The following is a 16,606-nucleotide window of genomic DNA, read 5'->3' as shown; positions in this document are numbered from 1 at the left end:
CTAGGAGCCTGTCGGGAAATAGCCTGCGATTCAGGTGGCCGACGGAGGTCGATCGTTTCTAAGGCCCTTGAACTCGCAACATCGGGCGCTGGACGCTCTTTCGCGGCGCGGAAGGTCGCCATCGGCGTCTCTTCGGCGTTGCTGACGGGTTCTGGCCCTGGTCAGACGGGGCTCAGACGCACCCCGGCCCGGTGGAGCTTGAGCAGGTTGTGGGTCAGGCAGATGAGGTCCCACTCCTGACTCACGGCTCTCAGTCCCCGGAAGCTGAAGCGTCTGAAGCCACGACCCTCCTTGATCTGCCCGAATACCGGTTCCACGATCGCTTTGCGTTTCCTGTAGACGGCCTCGCCGGCCTTGCTGGCGAGCTTCTCACGCATGGTGTCTGAGAGCGGTGTCCGTATCCGCCTCTCCGGCGGCACGTAGCACTCGACGCCCGTGAGCCTCGGATCAGCCAGGACGAGTTCGTTGTAGAACCCCGAGTCCGCGGACGCATGCTTGGGCAGTGCGCCGAGGTGTCCCTCGATCTGTTCGAGCAGCGGGAGGAGGGCCAGCTTGTCGTTCGCCTGCTGCGTCACCGATGCGCACACGATGATCTGCGAGTCCTCATCCACGGCGGCATGCGCGTTGTAGGCAGCCACGAACGAGCCCGTCGCACCGTCCACCATGATGCGGGAGTCGGGGTCGGTGAAGTTGCGCTGGTCCCTGTCGCGGGGTCTGGCCTCGTCGGGGTCCGGGACTGATGGACGGCGCCCGGGGAGCCTCCCGCCATGTGCGGCCTCCTTGCGCTCACGCTCGGCTACTCGCTTCTCCGCCTCCTCGACCCCGGCTGATGCCTTCTCGCGCGCCTCGGCCTCCAGGGCCGCCTTGGCCGCGCGTATCCTCTCCAGCCGGCTCGCGCGCGTGGCGAGTTCGACGGGCAGCTCGTCGCCGCGACGGCCGGGGCCGTGGTGCGCGTCCTCCTCGGCGTCGACCGTCTCGGCCTCGGTGAGCAGGCGGGCGACCTCGGCTTCGAGGCCGGTCTCAGCCGTGCACATGCGACCGTAGCTCATGGCCTTGTGCTTGGATGCGCCGGCCTTGACCTTGGTGCCGTCCAGCGCCACGTGACCCAGCTTGACCAGCCCCGCCTGCCTGCAGAGCACGAGCACAGCCACGAACAGACCGGCAAGCGCCGCGAGGTGAGCCTTGCGGAAGTCGGCGATGCTCGTGTGGTCGGGGTGGTTGTCGGCGGACAGCACGCGGAAGGGGATGTCCTCGAAGCAGGCCCGTTCGATCGCCCTGGAGGAGGGCTTGCCGACCGCGTAGGCGTACACCAGCAGCTTGGTCATCATGACCGGGTTGTAACCGGGGCGGCCCCGCATGTCGCTCTTCTCATAGACGGAGAGGATGCCGGAAAGATCGAGGGAGTCCACCAGATCGGAGACGAACCAGACCAGGTGATCCTCGGGCACCCACTCCCGCATGCTCGGGGGAAGGAGGAAGAGCTGGTCAGGATCGTAGGGCAGGAACTCTCGGGCCATGGTGTCGACCTTCCGTCTCGCCGTCGACACCATTCTACGGGGGCACCATCACCTGGGCCAGGGCGCGGCAACTTTTTCCCGACAGGCTCCTAGTGCTGACCTGTCCGACCGCAGCCTCGCGACACAAGAACAGCTTCGGCGCTCCTCGGGGCACCGCACTTCGGGCAGAGCCGCGCAGTGTCAGGGGAGGCGCTCCCGCACTCGGCGCAGAATGGCTCGCCGGTCTCCACCATGGCTGCCAGTTCCTACTCCCATGGTAGGCCGTCGACCCGGTGATTTCGAAGCCGATGAATGCTCCGCTGCTCGGGTAGGAGTAGTCAGCGACGAATCCGTGTGCTTTCGGATACATATGGACATACGGAACGTTTAGAACATACTGAATGTTGGAAATACCAATGCGACTGTCCGACCCGTTCTTCTCCATGTTTGAGAGCGAGGCGAACCATGCCCGGGCGAGACAACGAAGCCCTCATGCACGTCGTCGACGAGTTCGGTGCGCTCATGGCCGACAGCGGACTCCCGAGGACCTCTGGTCGAGTGATGGGATGGCTACTTGTGTGCGACCCACCTGAACAGACGACTTCACAGCTTGTCGAGGCGCTTCACGCGAGCAAGGCGTCCATCAGTCAGGCGACGCAACTTCTCGCCGGTGTGGGGCTCATCACCAAGAAGCATCGCCGGGGTTCGCGAGAGCTGTCGTACGAGATGAGTCCGGGCGTATGGGAACGCGGGTTCGAAGCCAAGCGCGGACTGCTCGACGACATGCGCAACCTGGCCGAGGAGGGCCTGGCGCTCGTGGGGGAGACGCCGCTGGAGCGAGATCGGTTGCTTGAGGTGCGCGATATGTACGCGTTCGCGGCAGATGAGTACGGGAAGATGCTTGAGAAGTGGAAGACGACGAAGGGGGACCGACGATGAGCGGACCTGCGATCCAGGTCGAGAACATCTCGTTCAGCTACGGCGATATCGAAGCGGTCAAGGGAGTCAGCTTCGATGTCCAGCCCGGCGAGATTCTTGGGTTCCTCGGCCCGAACGGGGCCGGCAAGTCTACGACTATCAAGATGCTCACCGGACAGATCACGCCCAAGAGCGGGGTGGCTCGCATCCTTGGCAAGGACATCGCCAAGGATGATCCGGAGATCCAGGCGAAGATCGGCGTGTGCTTCGAGGAGAAGAATCTCTACCTCAACATGAGCGCGCTTGAGAACCTGGACTTCTTCGCGTCGCTCTTCGGCATCAAGGACGCGGACAGCATGGAGGTTCTGCGCCGCGTCGGTCTCGCAGATCGTGCCAAGGACCGCGTACACAGCTTCTCCAAAGGCATGCGTCAGCGCATGATGATCTCCCGCGCCTTCATCAACAAGCCCACGGTGCTCTTCCTCGATGAGCCGACCGACGGACTAGACCCGGTCACCTCGGCGTCGATTCGCAAGACCATCAAGGAGGAGGCGGAGCGTGGAGCGGCCGTTCTGCTCACCACGCACGATATGTTCGAGGCGGATGAGCTGTCGGACCGCGTGGCGTTTCTCAATGACGGCGAGATCGTCGCGCTGGACACTGCCGAGAATCTGAAGCTCAAGTACGGGACCCGCTCCGTGAAGGTGCGTCTGCGCGATGGTGATGGAGTCCGCGAAGAGCATATCGCGCTTGCCGGGGATGACTCCTCGGCCAAGCTTGCGGAACTCGCGGCGTCCCCCGACCTCCTTACGATCCATACCGAGGAGGCCACGCTGGAAGCGATCTTCATCGAGCTGACCGGCAGGGGGCTGGAGGGATGAGCCGCCCGATCTCACGCCCCGCGATCGTCGGGGCGCTCCTGAAGAAGGAGCTGAAAGCATACTCGCGGGACAAGATATACCTGTTCCTGACCTTGCTCGTGCTGATCGTGATACCGATCATGTATACGTTCCTGCCGACGAAGGTCAACGAGACGATCACACTCGCCGTCTCGCCGCCGGTCACGTCGATGATCGAGGACGCCAAGGACTCGCTGAAGGCCATGGGCGCCACCGATGAGCAGCTCGCTGAACTCGACCAGGCGGACTTGAGCGAGGAGCAGGAGGGCCTGCTTCTCATCGAGTTCGACAATGAGGCCGACATGCAGAAGGTCGTCGAGGGCAAGCTTGAGGCCTGGCGCACTGACGACGGCACGCTGATCTTGCGCGATACGGAGATCGACGATCCCAAGCCGGAAGATGCCGAGAAGCTCGGACTCGACATTGGAATAGCATTCCCGAAGGATTTCATCGCCGATGTCGCCGCCGCCAAGAGCGGCGTGACAGTGACTGTCTACTCTGACGCCAACGTCCCCGAGGAGATCCAGGGTGCGATGACGAGCTTCGTGCGGGAAGCGGCCTATCAGCTGGCGGGCAAGCAGCTTCCGGTCACCATGGCTGACGAGCAGTCGATCGTGCTCGGCACGGACCGCGCGGGAGATCAGGTCAGCATCAAGGACAAGTTGCGCCCCATGCTCATCTTCATGGTGCTGCTGATGGAGACATTCTCGATGGCATCGCTCGTCTCGACGGAAGTGCTGCAGCGGACGGTGACTGCGGTGCTCGTGACGCCTGCCAAGATCAGCGACTTCCTTCTGGCCAAGACGATCTTCGGCACCGCGATGTCGCTGGGCCAGGGGTTGCTCATCCTCCTGCTGGTCGGAGGGCTCACGGGTCAGAACTGGTCGCTCGTATTGGCAGTGTTGCTCATGGGCTCGATGATGTTCACGGGCGTGGCGCTCTTCGTGGGCTCCTCGGGCAAGGACTTCATGGGCCAGCTCTTCTACTCCATGCTGTTCACGATCCCGCTGCTCATCCCGTCGTTCTCGGTGATGTTCCCCGGCACAGCGGCGACGTGGGTGCAGGCGATTCCCACGTATCCGGTCATCAACACGCTCGTCGGTGCGTTCAACTACGGCGCGACGTGGTCCGATTCGGCAGGGTCGCTCGCATACGCCGCTGCGTGGCTGGTTCTTCTGTTCGGAGCCGGCTTGTTCGCGCTGAAGCGGAAGGTGGAATCACTATGAGTCCGAAACTCACATGGAGGGTCTTGCGCAAGGACCTGGCGCTCGGACCACGCTCACCCATCTTCCTGTGGGCGATCGTTCTTCCCTTCGCCATAACTCTGATACTGCAGGTCACGTTCGGTTCGCTCTTCAGCCCCGAGCCGCGGTTGGGCATCGTGGACGATGGCAATTCCGAGATCACCTCGCAGGTCGAGAAGATGGACGGCATCACGCTCACGCTGCTCGACGATGCCGAGGAACTCAAGACCAAGGTCGAGGCGAACGACCTCGACGCCGGTCTGGTTCTTCCCGCCGGGTTCGATGCTGCGGTCAAGAACGGTGACAGACCTGACCTCCAGTTCTTCATCGGCGGCGAGAGTCTTGCCTCGAATCGCATCATCTTGAGCGTCACGGCGATCGACCTGGTGCGAGAGCTCGAGGGGAGTGTTGCGCCCGTCACGGTGGACGTGGTCAGCTACGGTACCGCTGGTCTGCCTATCTCGGTCCGGCTCGTGCCGGTCATCGTGTTCTACGCTCTCGTGATGGCCGGCATCTTCGTACCCGGCTCGAATCTGGTCGAGGAGAAGGAGCAGGGCACGCTCATGGCCATGCTCGTGACGCCCGCCAGGATCGCCGACGTTCTCACCGCGAAATGGGCTCTCGGCACCTTGCTTGCCACGGTCCTGGCTGCAGCCACGCTTGCCCTGAACAAGGCATTCGGGACGAACTGGCTCCAGGTGCTCGTCGTCGTGATCGTCGCAGCGGGCCTCTCATCGATGATCGGACTGCTCATCGGCACGTTCGCCAAGGACTCGACGATCATGTTCGGCATGGTGAAAGGGTTGGGCATCTTCCTGTTCGCCCCCACGCTCTTCTACATCTTCCCGGAGTGGCCGCAATGGATAGCGAAGCTCTTCCCGCTCTACTGGATTCTCGAGCCCATCTGGCAGGTGTCGATCATGGGTGGCTCCATCAGCGAGGTGTGGGTCGAACTCACCGTTGCCGTGGGCATCACGATCGCGCTCATCCCGCTTGTCGGGTTGGTCGCCCGCCGCGTTCAGGCGCAGATGGCAGCGCAGTAGGAGCCAGGTGCGAAGGAGGTGGGCACGATGGCATGGTACTGGTGGGTGCTGATTGCTGTCGGTGTTGTCGTGATCGGCTACATCAAGATCGTCGTCGGCAAGAAGATGCTCGCGAGCATGAAGGAGAAGAAGGAGCGGGAGCGCAGGCTCGCCGAGGAGGACTAGGACCTACGGGTTGGGCGATATCGGCTCGTCGGAGGCCTTGAGTCCCTGCAGTTCGACATCGGGAATGCCGCAGATGGCAAGCTCGCGATCGATCTTCCGAGCCTCGCCAAATGACAGCAGACCGATGAGTGTCGATAGCAGGCCACCGCCGATGAGGACCGTCTGCACGCCGAAGCGCGTCGCGAGTGCCGGCGCGAAGGCGAGGGGCAGCAGCTCACCCATCCTCCGGTGCACCTCGGCCGTTCCCATCACACGCCCTACGAGTCTGTGCGGCGAATCGCGGTGGATGAGCGTGCGCAGCAGTGGTTCGAGCACGCCAATGACGATAGCCCAACCGAACGCGCCGGTCGCGATGATGCGCAGGTCCGGAGAGCCAACGTATGCGATGGTGCCGAGACCCGTGAGCGAGAGCATGAGCGCAAGCCCGCGCGCGGAGATGAGCTTGCGCGGTAGACGCGGCAGCAGCATCGCACCTACCACGAAACCTAGGCCGAAGATCGAGTTGATCCAGCCCATCTGTTCTATTCCGGTCTTGACCACGTCGCGGAAGAAGAGCGGTTCGAGGGCCCCGAACGCTCCGAACGCCATCCAGACCACGCTGCCGGCAAGCACGTAGTAGCGCACGCTGCGCAGTGAATAGACCGTTCGTGCTCCCTCGGTCAGTTCGGCAAGAGCATGCCGTTTCTCGGCCGTCTCGCGTTTTGGGAGAGTCAGCGTCACCCGCGCGACGAGGAGCGCTGCAACGAGGGAGGTGGCCGCATCGAGGACGAACACCCAGTTCACGTTCCCGTAGCGCACGATCAGCGCTCCCACGGCCGGGCCCATCACGAAGGCGGCGGAACCGGCTCCCTCGATCCATGCGTTCAGGCGCTCGAGGCGTTCGCCGGGCTGTGCGAGGTAGGGGGCGAAAGATGCGCTCGACGTGACGACCGGTGCGCCTGCCAGAGCCCAGAGCCCGACGATTGCGGTCAGTTGGGGCAGGGTGTCGGCCAGTGCGAGCGCCAACGCCGCCGGCACGAACAGGAGCTCCCCGAAGACCAGTACGCGACGGGGACCGTAGCGGTCGACCAGAACGCCCGAAATATGTCACGGCTGTGTGTCACGCCTTGCGCGGTTCGCCCGCCCGCGCGCAGTCCCGACCGGCGGCTTTTGCCCGATAGAGCTGCAGGTCAGTTCGAGCGAGCAGGTCGTCACCGCGTTCGTCGCGGCTATCGATGGTTGCGACGCCGGCGCTGGCGGTTACCGTCAGCTCCAGATCGCCCACGGATACCGGCCCCGCGTGCACTTGCGAGATCACTCGTTCGGCTAGGCGCAGGGCTGCCTCGGAATCTGTTTCGGGTGCGATCACAAGGAACTCCTCGCCCCCGGTTCGGCCGAAGCCGTCGTATTCGCGCAGAGAGTCGCCCATGCGTGCGGCGACTTCCTTGAGCACCGCGTCGCCTACGGCGTGGCCGTGCTGATCGTTGATGCGCTTGAAGCGGTCGATGTCGAGCGCGACTAGGCTGAGTGGCTCCGAGGAGCGTTTCGAGCGTGAGAACTCCTGCGTCAGCCTGGCCATGATGGCCCTTCTGTTGGCGACCCCGGTCAGATCGTCGGTAACGGCCATCGAAGACAGCAGACTGTTGGCGACATCGAGGCGACGACGGAGTTGAGTCACGAATGCCTGACTGACAGCGACGGCTACGCCCAGCGTGAGTATTGCGAGCATCCCGAGATTCGTCGCGGTCTTGCGAAGCGTATCGTCTACTTGCTTGGTCGGGATGCTGATGCTCAGCCCTCCGCGTACGTCGCCGACCTTGTAGCCTTGCTCTCCGTGGCACTGAAAGCATGACTCCTCGACGATCAAGGGCTCCATGTACCGGAAGACAGGGGTGTCAGATGTCCGGTCGAAGGTCTCGGCGGACGACTCACCGGCCTCGAAGGCATCGAGCGCAGCGTGTTCCCAGGAATCGGGTGCGTTGCCGGGGTTCACTGGGTCCTTGCCGGTGAGGTGGAAAGTCACCCCGAAGCCGATGTCGGTGAGTTCGGAGACCTCGCGCGTCATAGCGGAGGGATTACGAAGAGTGAGGTCCACACCGTTCTCGGTGCGAAGGTCGGCGGGAATCCCCATCTTGGCCAAGTAGGGGTTCGTCTCCACAGCCGGACGTTTCTCGACCCATACGCCGCCGTGCTGCGAATTCCACGCGCGGGTGGTGACGACAAGGTAGAAGTAGGACTCGCCCTGGGAACGCAGTGCTTCCACCGTCGATGAGCGCGCCTGCAGGTACAGTGCCCCGAAGACGATGATTGTGTAGAGCCCGACGAGTGCTGCAATCTGGAACCGGAACACAGACAGGCCGTGTGCGCCTCCGTCCTGGAGTTCTTCTATCGTCGCCATTCGGTGTCTCCGGGCTTTCTTGTCGCTGCAATCGCGTCGCGGGAGGGTGTGCGTCGCCTTCCTTGGCCAAGGAGCCGCCAGCGGTGCGTTGGAGTCGCCGGATGACCGAAGATCCAGTGCTGCTGATGATAACCTGGAGATGTAGTTCTCGCACGGAATCCGGCCGAGGAGGGGCACTGGCTGCGATCATGTGGATCGGGGCGATCGTCGGGGGTGCCCTCCTTGTGGCTGCGTGGATCGGCGAGCGCCGGACGCGAATGGACGCGTTTGCAGCTCTCGACCGGCTCGAGCACTATGACCCCGTCCATCCGCCTGTTCTGTTCGTAGCATCCGGCTTGGTCGGAGCTGTGGGTGCGCTCGTCGGACTCGGGGCGGCGGACCTCTGGGGTGCAGCGAGCGCGGGCACGGGCTTCCTTGTAGCCGCGTGGGTCGCGTGGCTTGTGCAATGGGATTCCTACTCGCAGTTGCTCGATGCCGCAGTCGTGTTTCAGGGCCACGTTCCGCTACTCGATCGTTCCGCCGAGGCATTCGACCCGCAGCCTGCGCCGTCGCTCGCGTCGCGTCCTTTGGGCTGGACGGTCGGGCTCCTTGGCGCACTCGTCGGTGGAGCGGCGTTGCTGACGGTCGCGGCCGCCTTGCGCGGAGGGTGGTCGCAGGACATGCGGGCCGCCTCTCTCGGCTACACGAGTGCAGTCGGGGTCTACTTCGCGTGGCAGGTGCGCAATTCGGTGCGCACCGGGCGAGCTGTGAGGGCTGCACTCTCCGGCATTGCACGGGTTTCGACATCCGACGTCTTCGTTCTCCTGCGGCGCAATCCCCGTGCATCGCAGTTGCTTGCGGCGCACGCGGCCCGTCTCGAGGCCGACGGGGCGCATGCGCAGGCGCTTCTGGAGTTCCGTCTTGCCGCGCTCAGATCGCATGATTCGGGCAGCTTCCGTGAACCGGTGGAAAGGCTTCGCGAAGTCGTTGGCGGGCTCGAGCCGGAGAGGTTCCCTGGAGCACTCGTTCGCGAGCCGTTCACACGCGATGTGGTTCCGCTGCTTGCCAGGATCGGACTACCGCCAGACGTGTGTGAAGTGGGGGTACTGGATGCGGAAGCGCTCCTTGGCGTTGTGCTCGCCTCGAGTTCGCCCGACGTCGTGGTCGACATCGAGGGCCGCCTTGCCGAAGACGTCCGTGCCAGCCTGCGCTCGCGCGAGTTCCGCGCGCCAGTAGTCGAACGCGGTCTCGGACCTCACTTCGCGTATCGCGCTGAAGACCGTACTCGCGACGTGCTAGGCACTCTGGTCGGCGATGGGGTGTGGCGCGAATGGAAGCGCGTTAGGTTGCATGACGCCGCGACGGTCTTAGTGGAGATCGACGGGCTTCCCGCGCATCCGCGGTTGCGGGTTGCGCGAGCGTATCTCGAGCGGGAGTACGGTGAACTGCGCCGTGCCGCCGCAATCGTTGCAGTCGACCTGGGTGAAGAGGGGCCAATCCCTCGTGCTGAGTTCGAGAAGTCCTAGACGGCCTCACAGGCGCGTTCGAGCGCCTTATCAAAGCGGGTGTTGCGGCTCTCGTGTTCCTGGGCTACGTAGAGCTCTGTGGCTGTGTCCGCAGCGCGCGACGCAACGTCGCGCAGGTCCGCAAGCACGTGCTCATGGACCGCTTCCCGAACAGGGATGGTCCCGTCGCTCTGCGAGTCTGGATGAGTCATCGTGCACCCCCTCTTGCGGGCACACGGTATCGCGTGCCGTCACACTTATACCCCTTATGACCGGAGTTCTCGACACCGTTCACGGTACACGCGAGATACCTCCGGATTCTGACGGCGGCCACCGTGCCGTTTCGCGTCCTGACCGATTAAGGGGTACCGTCTGAGAGTAGATCGAACCGCCCGGAGCGGTCAGCGACGTCTGCAAGTCCGGATGGTTCGGAAAGGAGTGCATGTGACCGAAGCACGCCGGGTGACCCCGGACTCGGACGAGCGCCTGGCCTGGGACATCGCGGAGTTCGCGTCGCGCCCGGGCGTCTATGCGATGGCGGCCTTCGGCGATGCAGCATTGCCAAGCGACGTCGAAGAGCGACGTGTCCAGTTCGGCGATGACGAGCGTCAGTACCTGGTGTTCTCTATGCCCTCTGAGCCACTTGTCGCAGGCTTCGCGTATCTCCTGCACGGCGGTGGCTGGCAAAGCGGAGATGCCGGAAGCTATCGCTTCATGGCGCGATTCCTGGCAGGTCGAGGTATCCCGGCGGCGGTCGGCGGGTATCGTCATGCGCCGGGCAGTCGCTATCCGGCTCAGCTGGAGGACAGCATCGCAGGCTACCGGGCCGCGTGTGAGACCGCAGTCGGGTTTGGTGGACCGATGCGCGCCGGGGTGATCGGAGGCCAATCGGCCGGGGCGCACCTTGCTGCGCTCGCGGCAGCGGATCCGCGTGTTTCCGGCGATCGACCGCCGTGCGGCGTTGAGCTGTCCGGACTGCTTCTCGTGAGCGGCCCGCTCGACCTCGAGGTCGCATGCGGCGGCGGCATGTGTGGGCTTATCGAGGAACTCATGGGATCTGCCCGTGGCCCCATCTGGGACGAGGCAGATCCGGTGTGCCGCATCTCGCGCCAGCACCGCTTCCGCGTACTCGCCGTTCATGGCGCTCATGACCCGCTGGTTCCCGTCGACGCATCGCGATCGTACGTCGAGCAGACAAACGCCCTGCGCCCGAGTGCTGCGGAGCTGGTGGTGGCTGACTCGGCGCACCATGCCGACCTCGTGCGCATGTTCCTTGGAGATGGCTGTGCAGAAAGCGAGACCATGGTCGCGTGGCTGCGTGCCGTCCTTGGGGCGTGACCGCGTCACCCAGGGTCGGAGCGACTACAATGGTGACCGGGCGCCGGCGTATCGGGCGGTGCGTCACGTGCGTTTCTTGTAGGCAAAGGGTCTTGTCGCCAGTCGCGAAGATGGAGGAGCCGTGTTTGACAAGGCAGTCGTGTGCACGGACCTGACGGCAGACTCGGCCTCTCTCGTTGCCTGTGCGGCCGGTCTCAGCTCTGTCGGTGTGCGCGAAGTGGTTCTGACGCACGTCGTTGATGTGTTCTCCGACAATCCGGACGGTCCTGATGTCGGCCAGGAACAAGGGCATGCGTTCGAGCGCCAGATCGAGACGCTTGAGACGAGTGGTCTGCAGGTGCGCGTCGAAGCAACGGTGGGATTTCCCGCCTACTCCTTGCAGGACATCACGCGCCGCCACGGAGCCTCGCTGATCGTGGTCGGCTCTCATGGCAAGGGCATCTACTCGACACCGTTTTCAGGAAGCGTGTCCTCGGACATCCTGACCTTCAGCGACACGCCGGTGCTCATCGTGTCGCCCGCGGTTCTCTCTCGGCCGGACGCGATGGCATGCCAACATCTGCTTGGCCACGTACTGTGCGCGACGGACTTCTCGGAGTGCGCGCAACGGGCATTCGATGTCGCGGCAGGCCTTGTCGACTGCGGCGCGCGACGGTATGCGCTCATGCATGTGCAGGACAGCACGCACCTTGCCGGGGAGTCATCGGCCGTTATCGCGGAATTCGATCGCAAGGACGCTGTCAGGTTGAACGAGCTGCGCGAGTGTCTTCTCCGGCTCGGTGCTGACGAGGTTGACACGGAGATCGTGTTCGATTCGCCTAGCGAGGCGATCGCTTCGCGCGCGGAGAGTGGGCGCTACACGCTGGTGATAATGGGCTCGCACGGCCGCTCGCGCGGCGGTGGGCAGTCAACACTGGGCGGAGTCAGCGATTCGGTCGTCAAGCGGTCGGAGGTACCGGTACTGCTCGTGCCCGAGGCAGCGGTCATGCAAGGGAATACGACTGAAGCGGAAGTGCTCTAGGGGCGGACGCCGCTCTCAGAACAGGTCGCCGAGACCCTCCATGGTCTCCCGCGCATACTCCAGGTGCCAGTCGTCCAAGGAGAGATAGAGCGTGGGGTTGAACACCATTCCCATCGCCTTGACGATCTCGATCGTCTGCGTGAGAAGGTAGTCACTCACAACCAGATGCTTCACGAGCTTCGGGTTGATGAAGTCCTCGGTACGGGGAACCGGCGTCCAGAAGAGCTTCTCACCCGCATGTTTCACGATCAGGTCGAGTACCAGGTTGCCCGCGGTCGTCACTATGACCTCGTAGTCGTCTGGCGTGGCGATCTTGTAGACGGCAAGGTCTTTCTGCATCCCGGTGACGCGCAGTAGCGTCCTCTCGTCGACAGCCATGGTGAAGGGGGAGGCAGGAAGGGTCTTGAAGACCTCACGCAGGTTCACGGCAGTGACTAGAGGCTTCTCCGGGACGCTTTTCACGAGAAGGTCGAGGGCGATATTCGCCTCGACGACCGACGTTGTGTTGAGCAGGACCTGGAAGAGGTACTCGGTGTCAGGTGTGTAGTGGGGCCTGACGAAGCTCAGGGCTTGTACTGTCGTGAGCACGGTGCTACTTCCCTGGAGTCATCCGTATCTGCGCGCGCATGGCACACGCCTTCTGTTTCCTCTATCGGACGCTTAGGACTCAGTGATGAGCGTCAATCTGACGTTCGGTCTTCCGCCCCACGAACGTGCCCGTGTCCTGCCAAGGAGCTGTCCCGGGACCTGCGGTCGCGGTGCTACCCACCGAGGCCGTTGTCGGCGACGAATCGGTCGATGACGTCAGCGAGCGTGGGTGAGCCGGCGTCCTGGACGCTGTACGTCACTCGCACGGTCGGCTGTGGGATGTCGATGAGGCGCGAGAGGTCGATCGGCGTGCCGATCACCACGAAGTCACAGGGTACCGCCGCAATCGTCTCCTGCAAGTCGGCGAGCTGCTCGGCAGAGTAGCCCACCGCAGGGAGAATGTCGGTGAGGTGAGGGTACGCTTCGAGCGCCGCGCGGATCGACTTCACCGCGTACGGCCGAGGATCCGCCAGCTCCGCGCCGAATCGCCTCGCTGCAAGGGCACCCGCTCCGTATGCCATACCGCCGTGAGTCACGGTGGGGCCGTCTTCGACCACGAGGACACGCTTGCCTGCGAGCCGCTCGGGCTCCTCGGCAGTGATCGCGGAGGCGGTCTTGACGACGGTCGCGCCGGGGTTGAACTCGGCGGCGGAGGCCATCACGGCATCGATGTCCTCGGGTCGCGCGGAGTCGACCTTGTTCACGACCAGCACGTCGGCGCGAAGGAAGTTGGCCTCGCCGGGGTGGTAGCGACGCTCGTGGCCAAGCCTGTGCGGGTCGAGCGCGACGATCTCAAGGTCGGATCGGAAGAACGGGAGGTCGTTGTTGCCGCCGTCCCAGATGACGACGTCGGCTTCCTTCTCGGCCTCGCGCAAGACGGCCTCGTAGTCGACGCCCGCGTAGACGATGATACCCATCGCGACGAGGTGCTCGTACTCCTCGCGCTCCTCGATGGTGCAGCCGAAGCGGTCGAGGTCCTCGATGGTCGCGTAGCGCTCGACCCTCATGCGCGAGAGGTTGCGGTATGGCATCGGGTGCCGCACGTCCACGGCTGTCAGCCCGCGCTCACGCAGGAGCTCCCAGACGTACTTGGAGATGCCGCTCTTGCCCACGCCCGTGCGGACCGCGCACACCGAAACGACCGGCTTGGTCGACGGGATCATCGTACGTGCCGGACCAAGGAGCTCGAAGTCGGCGCCGCAAGCCAGAACGAGCGACGCGCGGTGCATCACGTCCTCGTGCGCGATGTCGCTATATGCGAAGACCACGCTCTGCACATCGTGCTCGCGGATGAGCCGCGGCAGCTCGCTTTCGTCAAGGATCGGAATGCCGTCTGGGTACAGGGGCCCGGCAAGGTCCGCCGGGAACGGGCGACCTGCTATGCCCGGAATCTGGTTCGCGGTAAACGCGACCACCTCGACGGTTGAATCGTCGCGGTAGCAGGTCTGGAAGTTATGGAAGTCACGCCCTGCGGCACCCATGATGACGATGCGTCTGCGATTCATGTGTTCTCCTCACGATATGCACTATCGCGTCGATTCTATGTACGTATGTTCCCCGATGATAGCGGCGCACCGCATAGCGCACTAGGGTAGAATCCCCAAAGGCATCCAGCGGCTTTGAGGGCCGCATTCTTCGTAGGGGGTCATGTGGCCGCTTCCGTCAAGGTCGTCACAGACAGCACAGCGTATCTTTCCCGTGCGGAGACTCAGGAGGAGGGCGCATGAAGGTTCTTGCAGTCAACGGTTCCGCTCGCAAGGGGGGCAACACCGCCTTGATGCTTGAGGCTGCCTGTGCGCCGCTGCGTGAAGCAGGCATCGAGTGCGAGATCGTGGAGCTCGCGGGCGAGACGGTGGGTGGGTGTACCGCCTGCGGTGCGTGCGGCCGCGAGAAGGACCGTCGCTGCCACGGGCGTAACGACTTTGGCAACGAGGTCATCGAGAAGATGGACGGAGCCGACGCGCTGATCTTGGGCTCGCCGGTCTACTTCGCCGATGTGACGTCGGAGATGAAGGCGATCATCGACAGGGCCGGCTACACATCGCGCGCCAACGGCGACATGTTCGCCCGCAAGCCGGGCGCCGCGGTCATCGCGGTGCGACGTGCAGGCGCGATACATGCGTTCGACACCATCAACCACTTCTTCCTCATCGGCCGGATGTTCGTGGTCGGGTCGAGTTACTGGAACGTCGGCATCGGTCGCGGCAAGGGCGAGGTGGCCAAGGACGAAGAAGCGATGGAGACCATGCGCGTCCTTGGCGAGAACATGGGGTGGCTGCTCGAGCGGATCGGCTCGTGACGGGGGTCTTTGCAGATCGCGACCTGGCCCGCAGGCTGGAGCGTGCACTTGAGCTCGATCTGAGCCGCTTCGCCGCGTCGACCGCGGCGCTGTACCCGGCACTTGGTGCGGAGTACCGTGACTTCGGCGATGGGGCCGCTCTGTGGATGGGGCCGGAGTCGCCCGTCAACATCGCGGCGGGCTTTGGTATGGATGGCGAGGTCGCCGAGGACATCGTTGACGAGGTGGAATGCTTCTACTCCTACCACGTTGACCAGGCCAAATTCGCCGTGTGCCCACTTGCCGACGTCACGCTGCTGCGCGCGCTCGGCAGCCGGGGCTTCGCGCCGTGCGACTTTGAGAACGTGCTGGTACGCGAACTCGATGCCCTGCCCGCCGAGGAGCCCGATCCCTCGATCGAGATCTCGATCGTGGCCCCGGGGGAGCTTGGGACTTGGATAGATACCGTAGCGTACGGCTTCTCCGACGGTGCCGAGCCGACGGAGGCGGAGATGCGGCTCGCACAGGTCGTCGCTCACCGCGACAATGTCGTGCTCCTGCTGGCGCGGGTCGACGGAGTCCCCGCAGGCACCGGGGAGCTTGTGGTCGATGACGCGGTCGGGTGGCTGTCGGCAGATACGACGTTGCCCGCCTACCGCGGCCGCGGCGTGCAGACTGCAATGCAGCTGGCACGGTTGCGGCTTGCCCGCGAGGCAGGCTGCGAGCTCGCGGTCACCGAAGCGACGCCGGGCAGCCCCTCCCAGCGCAACATGGAGCGCCGCGGCTTCCGGATTGTCTATACTCGCGTCGAGATGACGCGACTGGGGTGCGGATTGTCTGGAGTCGACACGGGAGGGCGGCACGCATGATTCTCGCAGCAGGGGCGGAAGTCGGCTTCGTCGGCACCGGCGTGATGGGCGCTTCGATGGCGGGCCACCTGATGGACGCCGGCTTCAGGCTCGCCGTGCACAACCGCACGCGCGCCAAGGCCGAGTCGCTCATTGCGCGGGGTGCGCGGTGGGCTGAGACCGCTGGCGATGCAGCCCGTGACGCCGATGCCGTCGTGACGATAGTCGGCTACCCCAAGGATGTTGAGCACCTCTACCTCGGCTCGGGAGGCATCGTCGAGTCTGCCAAGGAGGGCGCGTATCTCGTCGACATGACCACGTCGTCGCCTGCGCTTGCCACCCGGATCGCTGGTGCCGCCTCCGCTCGCGGACTACACGCGCTGGACGCTCCTGTGTCCGGCGGGGATGTTGGCGCTCGTGAGGCGCGACTGACGATCATGGTCGGTGGCGACGAAGACGCGTTTCACGCCGCCGAGCCGATGCTGCGCGTCATGGGCGCCAACGTTGTGCTCCAGGGTGGTGCCGGCGCCGGTCAGCACACCAAGATGTGCAACCAGATCGCGATCGCGTCCACGATGGTGGGCGTCGTCGAGGCGCTCACATACGCGAAGGCGGCCGGGCTCGACCCCAAGCTCGTGCTCGAGAGCATCTCTGCAGGTGCCGCAGGCAGTTGGACGCTGTCAAACCTCGCGCCGAGGATGCTGGCAGGAGACACGGCCCCCGGCTTCTTCGTGAAGCACTTCATCAAGGACATGTGGATTGCGATCTCCTCGGCAGATGAGATGGGCCTGGAGCTGCCTGGCCTCAGGCTCGCGAAGCATCTCTACGACCAACTCGCCGAGGCGGGCTACGGCGACGCCGGCACGCAGTCGCTCATCGAGCTCTACGGTGGGGTGGACGCGTAACA

General features: G+C 64.2%; 17 protein-coding genes. 11 read left to right on the top strand and 6 right to left on the bottom strand.

What is annotated here, in order from left to right:
• Positions 1 to 161: 161 nt before the first annotated feature.
• Entirely contained in the window at positions 162 to 1,517 is a 1,356-nt protein-coding gene (locus Q8K99_11165) for an IS1182 family transposase (GenBank protein ID MDP2183114.1), read from the bottom strand.
• Positions 1,518 to 1,961: 444 nt separating this feature from the next.
• Between Q8K99_11165 and Q8K99_11160 the strand changes: the two genes are divergently transcribed.
• Genes Q8K99_11160 through Q8K99_11140 form a run of 5 tightly spaced genes read left to right on the top strand, consistent with a single transcriptional unit; the run spans position 1,962 to position 5,765 of the window.
• Positions 1,962 to 2,435 carry a MarR family transcriptional regulator gene (locus Q8K99_11160; GenBank protein MDP2183113.1) on the top strand — a complete coding sequence of 158 codons (474 nt, stop codon included), beginning with the start codon at positions 1,962 to 1,964 and terminating at the stop codon, positions 2,433 to 2,435.
• Positions 2,432 to 3,295: an ABC transporter ATP-binding protein gene (locus tag Q8K99_11155; protein ID MDP2183112.1), complete on the top strand. Its 864-nt coding sequence runs from the start codon at positions 2,432 to 2,434 to the stop codon at positions 3,293 to 3,295. The genes Q8K99_11160 and Q8K99_11155 overlap by 4 nt, the downstream gene beginning before the upstream one ends.
• Positions 3,292 to 4,539 carry an ABC transporter permease gene (locus Q8K99_11150; protein ID MDP2183111.1) on the top strand — a complete coding sequence of 416 codons (1,248 nt, stop codon included), beginning with the start codon at positions 3,292 to 3,294 and terminating at the stop codon, positions 4,537 to 4,539. The genes Q8K99_11155 and Q8K99_11150 overlap by 4 nt, the downstream gene beginning before the upstream one ends.
• Positions 4,536 to 5,600, top strand: a complete 1,065-nt coding sequence (locus Q8K99_11145) for an ABC transporter permease (GenBank protein ID MDP2183110.1) — start codon at positions 4,536 to 4,538, stop codon at positions 5,598 to 5,600. The genes Q8K99_11150 and Q8K99_11145 overlap by 4 nt, the downstream gene beginning before the upstream one ends.
• Positions 5,601 to 5,627: 27 nt before the next feature.
• The gene (locus Q8K99_11140; GenBank protein MDP2183109.1) at positions 5,628 to 5,765 is read left to right on the top strand and encodes a hypothetical protein; all 138 of its coding nucleotides are present in this window, start codon (positions 5,628 to 5,630) and stop codon (positions 5,763 to 5,765) included.
• A gap of 3 nt (positions 5,766 to 5,768) precedes the next feature.
• Here Q8K99_11140 and Q8K99_11135 read toward each other — a convergent pair whose 3' ends face one another.
• Entirely contained in the window at positions 5,769 to 6,836 is a 1,068-nt protein-coding gene (locus tag Q8K99_11135; GenBank protein MDP2183108.1) for an MFS transporter, read from the bottom strand.
• 28 nt (positions 6,837 to 6,864) lie between these two features.
• Complete coding sequence (locus Q8K99_11130; GenBank protein MDP2183107.1) at positions 6,865 to 8,142, bottom strand: diguanylate cyclase; 1,278 nt, start codon at positions 8,140 to 8,142, stop codon at positions 6,865 to 6,867.
• 101 nt (positions 8,143 to 8,243) lie between these two features.
• Here Q8K99_11130 and Q8K99_11125 point away from each other — a divergent pair, with 101 nt between their 5' ends.
• Positions 8,244 to 9,647 carry a hypothetical protein gene (locus tag Q8K99_11125; protein ID MDP2183106.1) on the top strand — a complete coding sequence of 468 codons (1,404 nt, stop codon included), beginning with the start codon at positions 8,244 to 8,246 and terminating at the stop codon, positions 9,645 to 9,647.
• Here the strand turns inward: Q8K99_11125 and Q8K99_11120 are convergent.
• Positions 9,644 to 9,838, bottom strand: coding sequence for a hypothetical protein (locus Q8K99_11120; protein MDP2183105.1), 195 nt, complete (start codon positions 9,836 to 9,838; stop codon positions 9,644 to 9,646). The two genes, Q8K99_11125 and Q8K99_11120, sit on opposite strands and share 4 nt — an antisense overlap.
• Before the next feature lie 232 nt (positions 9,839 to 10,070).
• Between Q8K99_11120 and Q8K99_11115 the strand changes: the two genes are divergently transcribed.
• Complete coding sequence (locus Q8K99_11115) at positions 10,071 to 10,964, top strand: alpha/beta hydrolase (protein ID MDP2183104.1); 894 nt, start codon at positions 10,071 to 10,073, stop codon at positions 10,962 to 10,964.
• A gap of 121 nt (positions 10,965 to 11,085) precedes the next feature.
• Complete coding sequence (locus tag Q8K99_11110; GenBank protein MDP2183103.1) at positions 11,086 to 11,985, top strand: universal stress protein; 900 nt, start codon at positions 11,086 to 11,088, stop codon at positions 11,983 to 11,985.
• Positions 11,986 to 12,000: 15 nt separating this feature from the next.
• Here the strand turns inward: Q8K99_11110 and Q8K99_11105 are convergent, their stop codons facing one another.
• Both Q8K99_11105 and Q8K99_11100 read right to left on the bottom strand, forming a co-directional pair.
• Entirely contained in the window at positions 12,001 to 12,573 is a 573-nt protein-coding gene (locus Q8K99_11105) for a hypothetical protein (GenBank protein MDP2183102.1), read from the bottom strand.
• 173 nt (positions 12,574 to 12,746) lie between these two features.
• Positions 12,747 to 14,078: a cyclic 2,3-diphosphoglycerate synthase gene (locus Q8K99_11100; protein MDP2183101.1), complete on the bottom strand. Its 1,332-nt coding sequence runs from the start codon at positions 14,076 to 14,078 to the stop codon at positions 12,747 to 12,749.
• A 218-nt stretch (positions 14,079 to 14,296) separates the two neighbouring features.
• Here Q8K99_11100 and Q8K99_11095 point away from each other — a divergent pair, with 218 nt between their 5' ends.
• The 3 genes from Q8K99_11095 to Q8K99_11085 are packed head-to-tail and all read left to right on the top strand — an operon-like array spanning position 14,297 to position 16,604.
• A complete protein-coding gene (locus Q8K99_11095; protein MDP2183100.1) occupies positions 14,297 to 14,872 on the top strand; it encodes a flavodoxin family protein in 576 nt (191 codons plus the stop codon).
• Positions 14,845 to 15,720 carry a GNAT family N-acetyltransferase gene (locus tag Q8K99_11090; GenBank protein MDP2183099.1) on the top strand — a complete coding sequence of 292 codons (876 nt, stop codon included), beginning with the start codon at positions 14,845 to 14,847 and terminating at the stop codon, positions 15,718 to 15,720. The genes Q8K99_11095 and Q8K99_11090 overlap by 28 nt, the downstream gene beginning before the upstream one ends.
• Entirely contained in the window at positions 15,717 to 16,604 is an 888-nt protein-coding gene (locus Q8K99_11085; GenBank protein ID MDP2183098.1) for an NAD(P)-dependent oxidoreductase, read from the top strand. The genes Q8K99_11090 and Q8K99_11085 overlap by 4 nt, the downstream gene beginning before the upstream one ends.
• Positions 16,605 to 16,606 lie beyond the last annotated feature (2 nt).

Source organism: Actinomycetota bacterium (assembly GCA_030682655.1).
Classification (GTDB): domain Bacteria; phylum Actinomycetota; class Coriobacteriia; order Anaerosomatales; family JAUXNU01; genus JAUXNU01.
The sequence above is the reverse complement of the archived record's forward strand: the minus strand, read 5'-3'. Positions and strand labels throughout refer to the sequence as shown.

Bases quoted from the DNA above. Each gene is read 5' to 3' on its own strand.
- Q8K99_11165 (MDP2183114.1), bottom strand. From the start codon at position 1,517: ATGGCCCGAGAGTTCCTGCCCTACGATCCTGACCAGCTCTTCCTCCTT.
- Q8K99_11160 (MDP2183113.1), top strand. From the start codon at position 1,962: ATGCCCGGGCGAGACAACGAAGCCCTCATGCACGTCGTCGACGAGTTC.
- Q8K99_11155 (MDP2183112.1), top strand. From the start codon at position 2,432: ATGAGCGGACCTGCGATCCAGGTCGAGAACATCTCGTTCAGCTACGGC.
- Q8K99_11150 (MDP2183111.1), top strand. From the start codon at position 3,292: ATGAGCCGCCCGATCTCACGCCCCGCGATCGTCGGGGCGCTCCTGAAG.
- Q8K99_11145 (MDP2183110.1), top strand. From the start codon at position 4,536: ATGAGTCCGAAACTCACATGGAGGGTCTTGCGCAAGGACCTGGCGCTC.
- Q8K99_11140 (MDP2183109.1), top strand. From the start codon at position 5,628: ATGGCATGGTACTGGTGGGTGCTGATTGCTGTCGGTGTTGTCGTGATC.
- Q8K99_11130 (MDP2183107.1), bottom strand. From the start codon at position 8,142: ATGGCGACGATAGAAGAACTCCAGGACGGAGGCGCACACGGCCTGTCT.
- Q8K99_11125 (MDP2183106.1), top strand. From the start codon at position 8,244: ATGACCGAAGATCCAGTGCTGCTGATGATAACCTGGAGATGTAGTTCT.
- Q8K99_11120 (MDP2183105.1), bottom strand. From the start codon at position 9,838: ATGACTCATCCAGACTCGCAGAGCGACGGGACCATCCCTGTTCGGGAA.
- Q8K99_11100 (MDP2183101.1), bottom strand. From the start codon at position 14,078: ATGAATCGCAGACGCATCGTCATCATGGGTGCCGCAGGGCGTGACTTC.
- Q8K99_11095 (MDP2183100.1), top strand. From the start codon at position 14,297: ATGAAGGTTCTTGCAGTCAACGGTTCCGCTCGCAAGGGGGGCAACACC.
- Q8K99_11085 (MDP2183098.1), top strand. From the start codon at position 15,717: ATGATTCTCGCAGCAGGGGCGGAAGTCGGCTTCGTCGGCACCGGCGTG.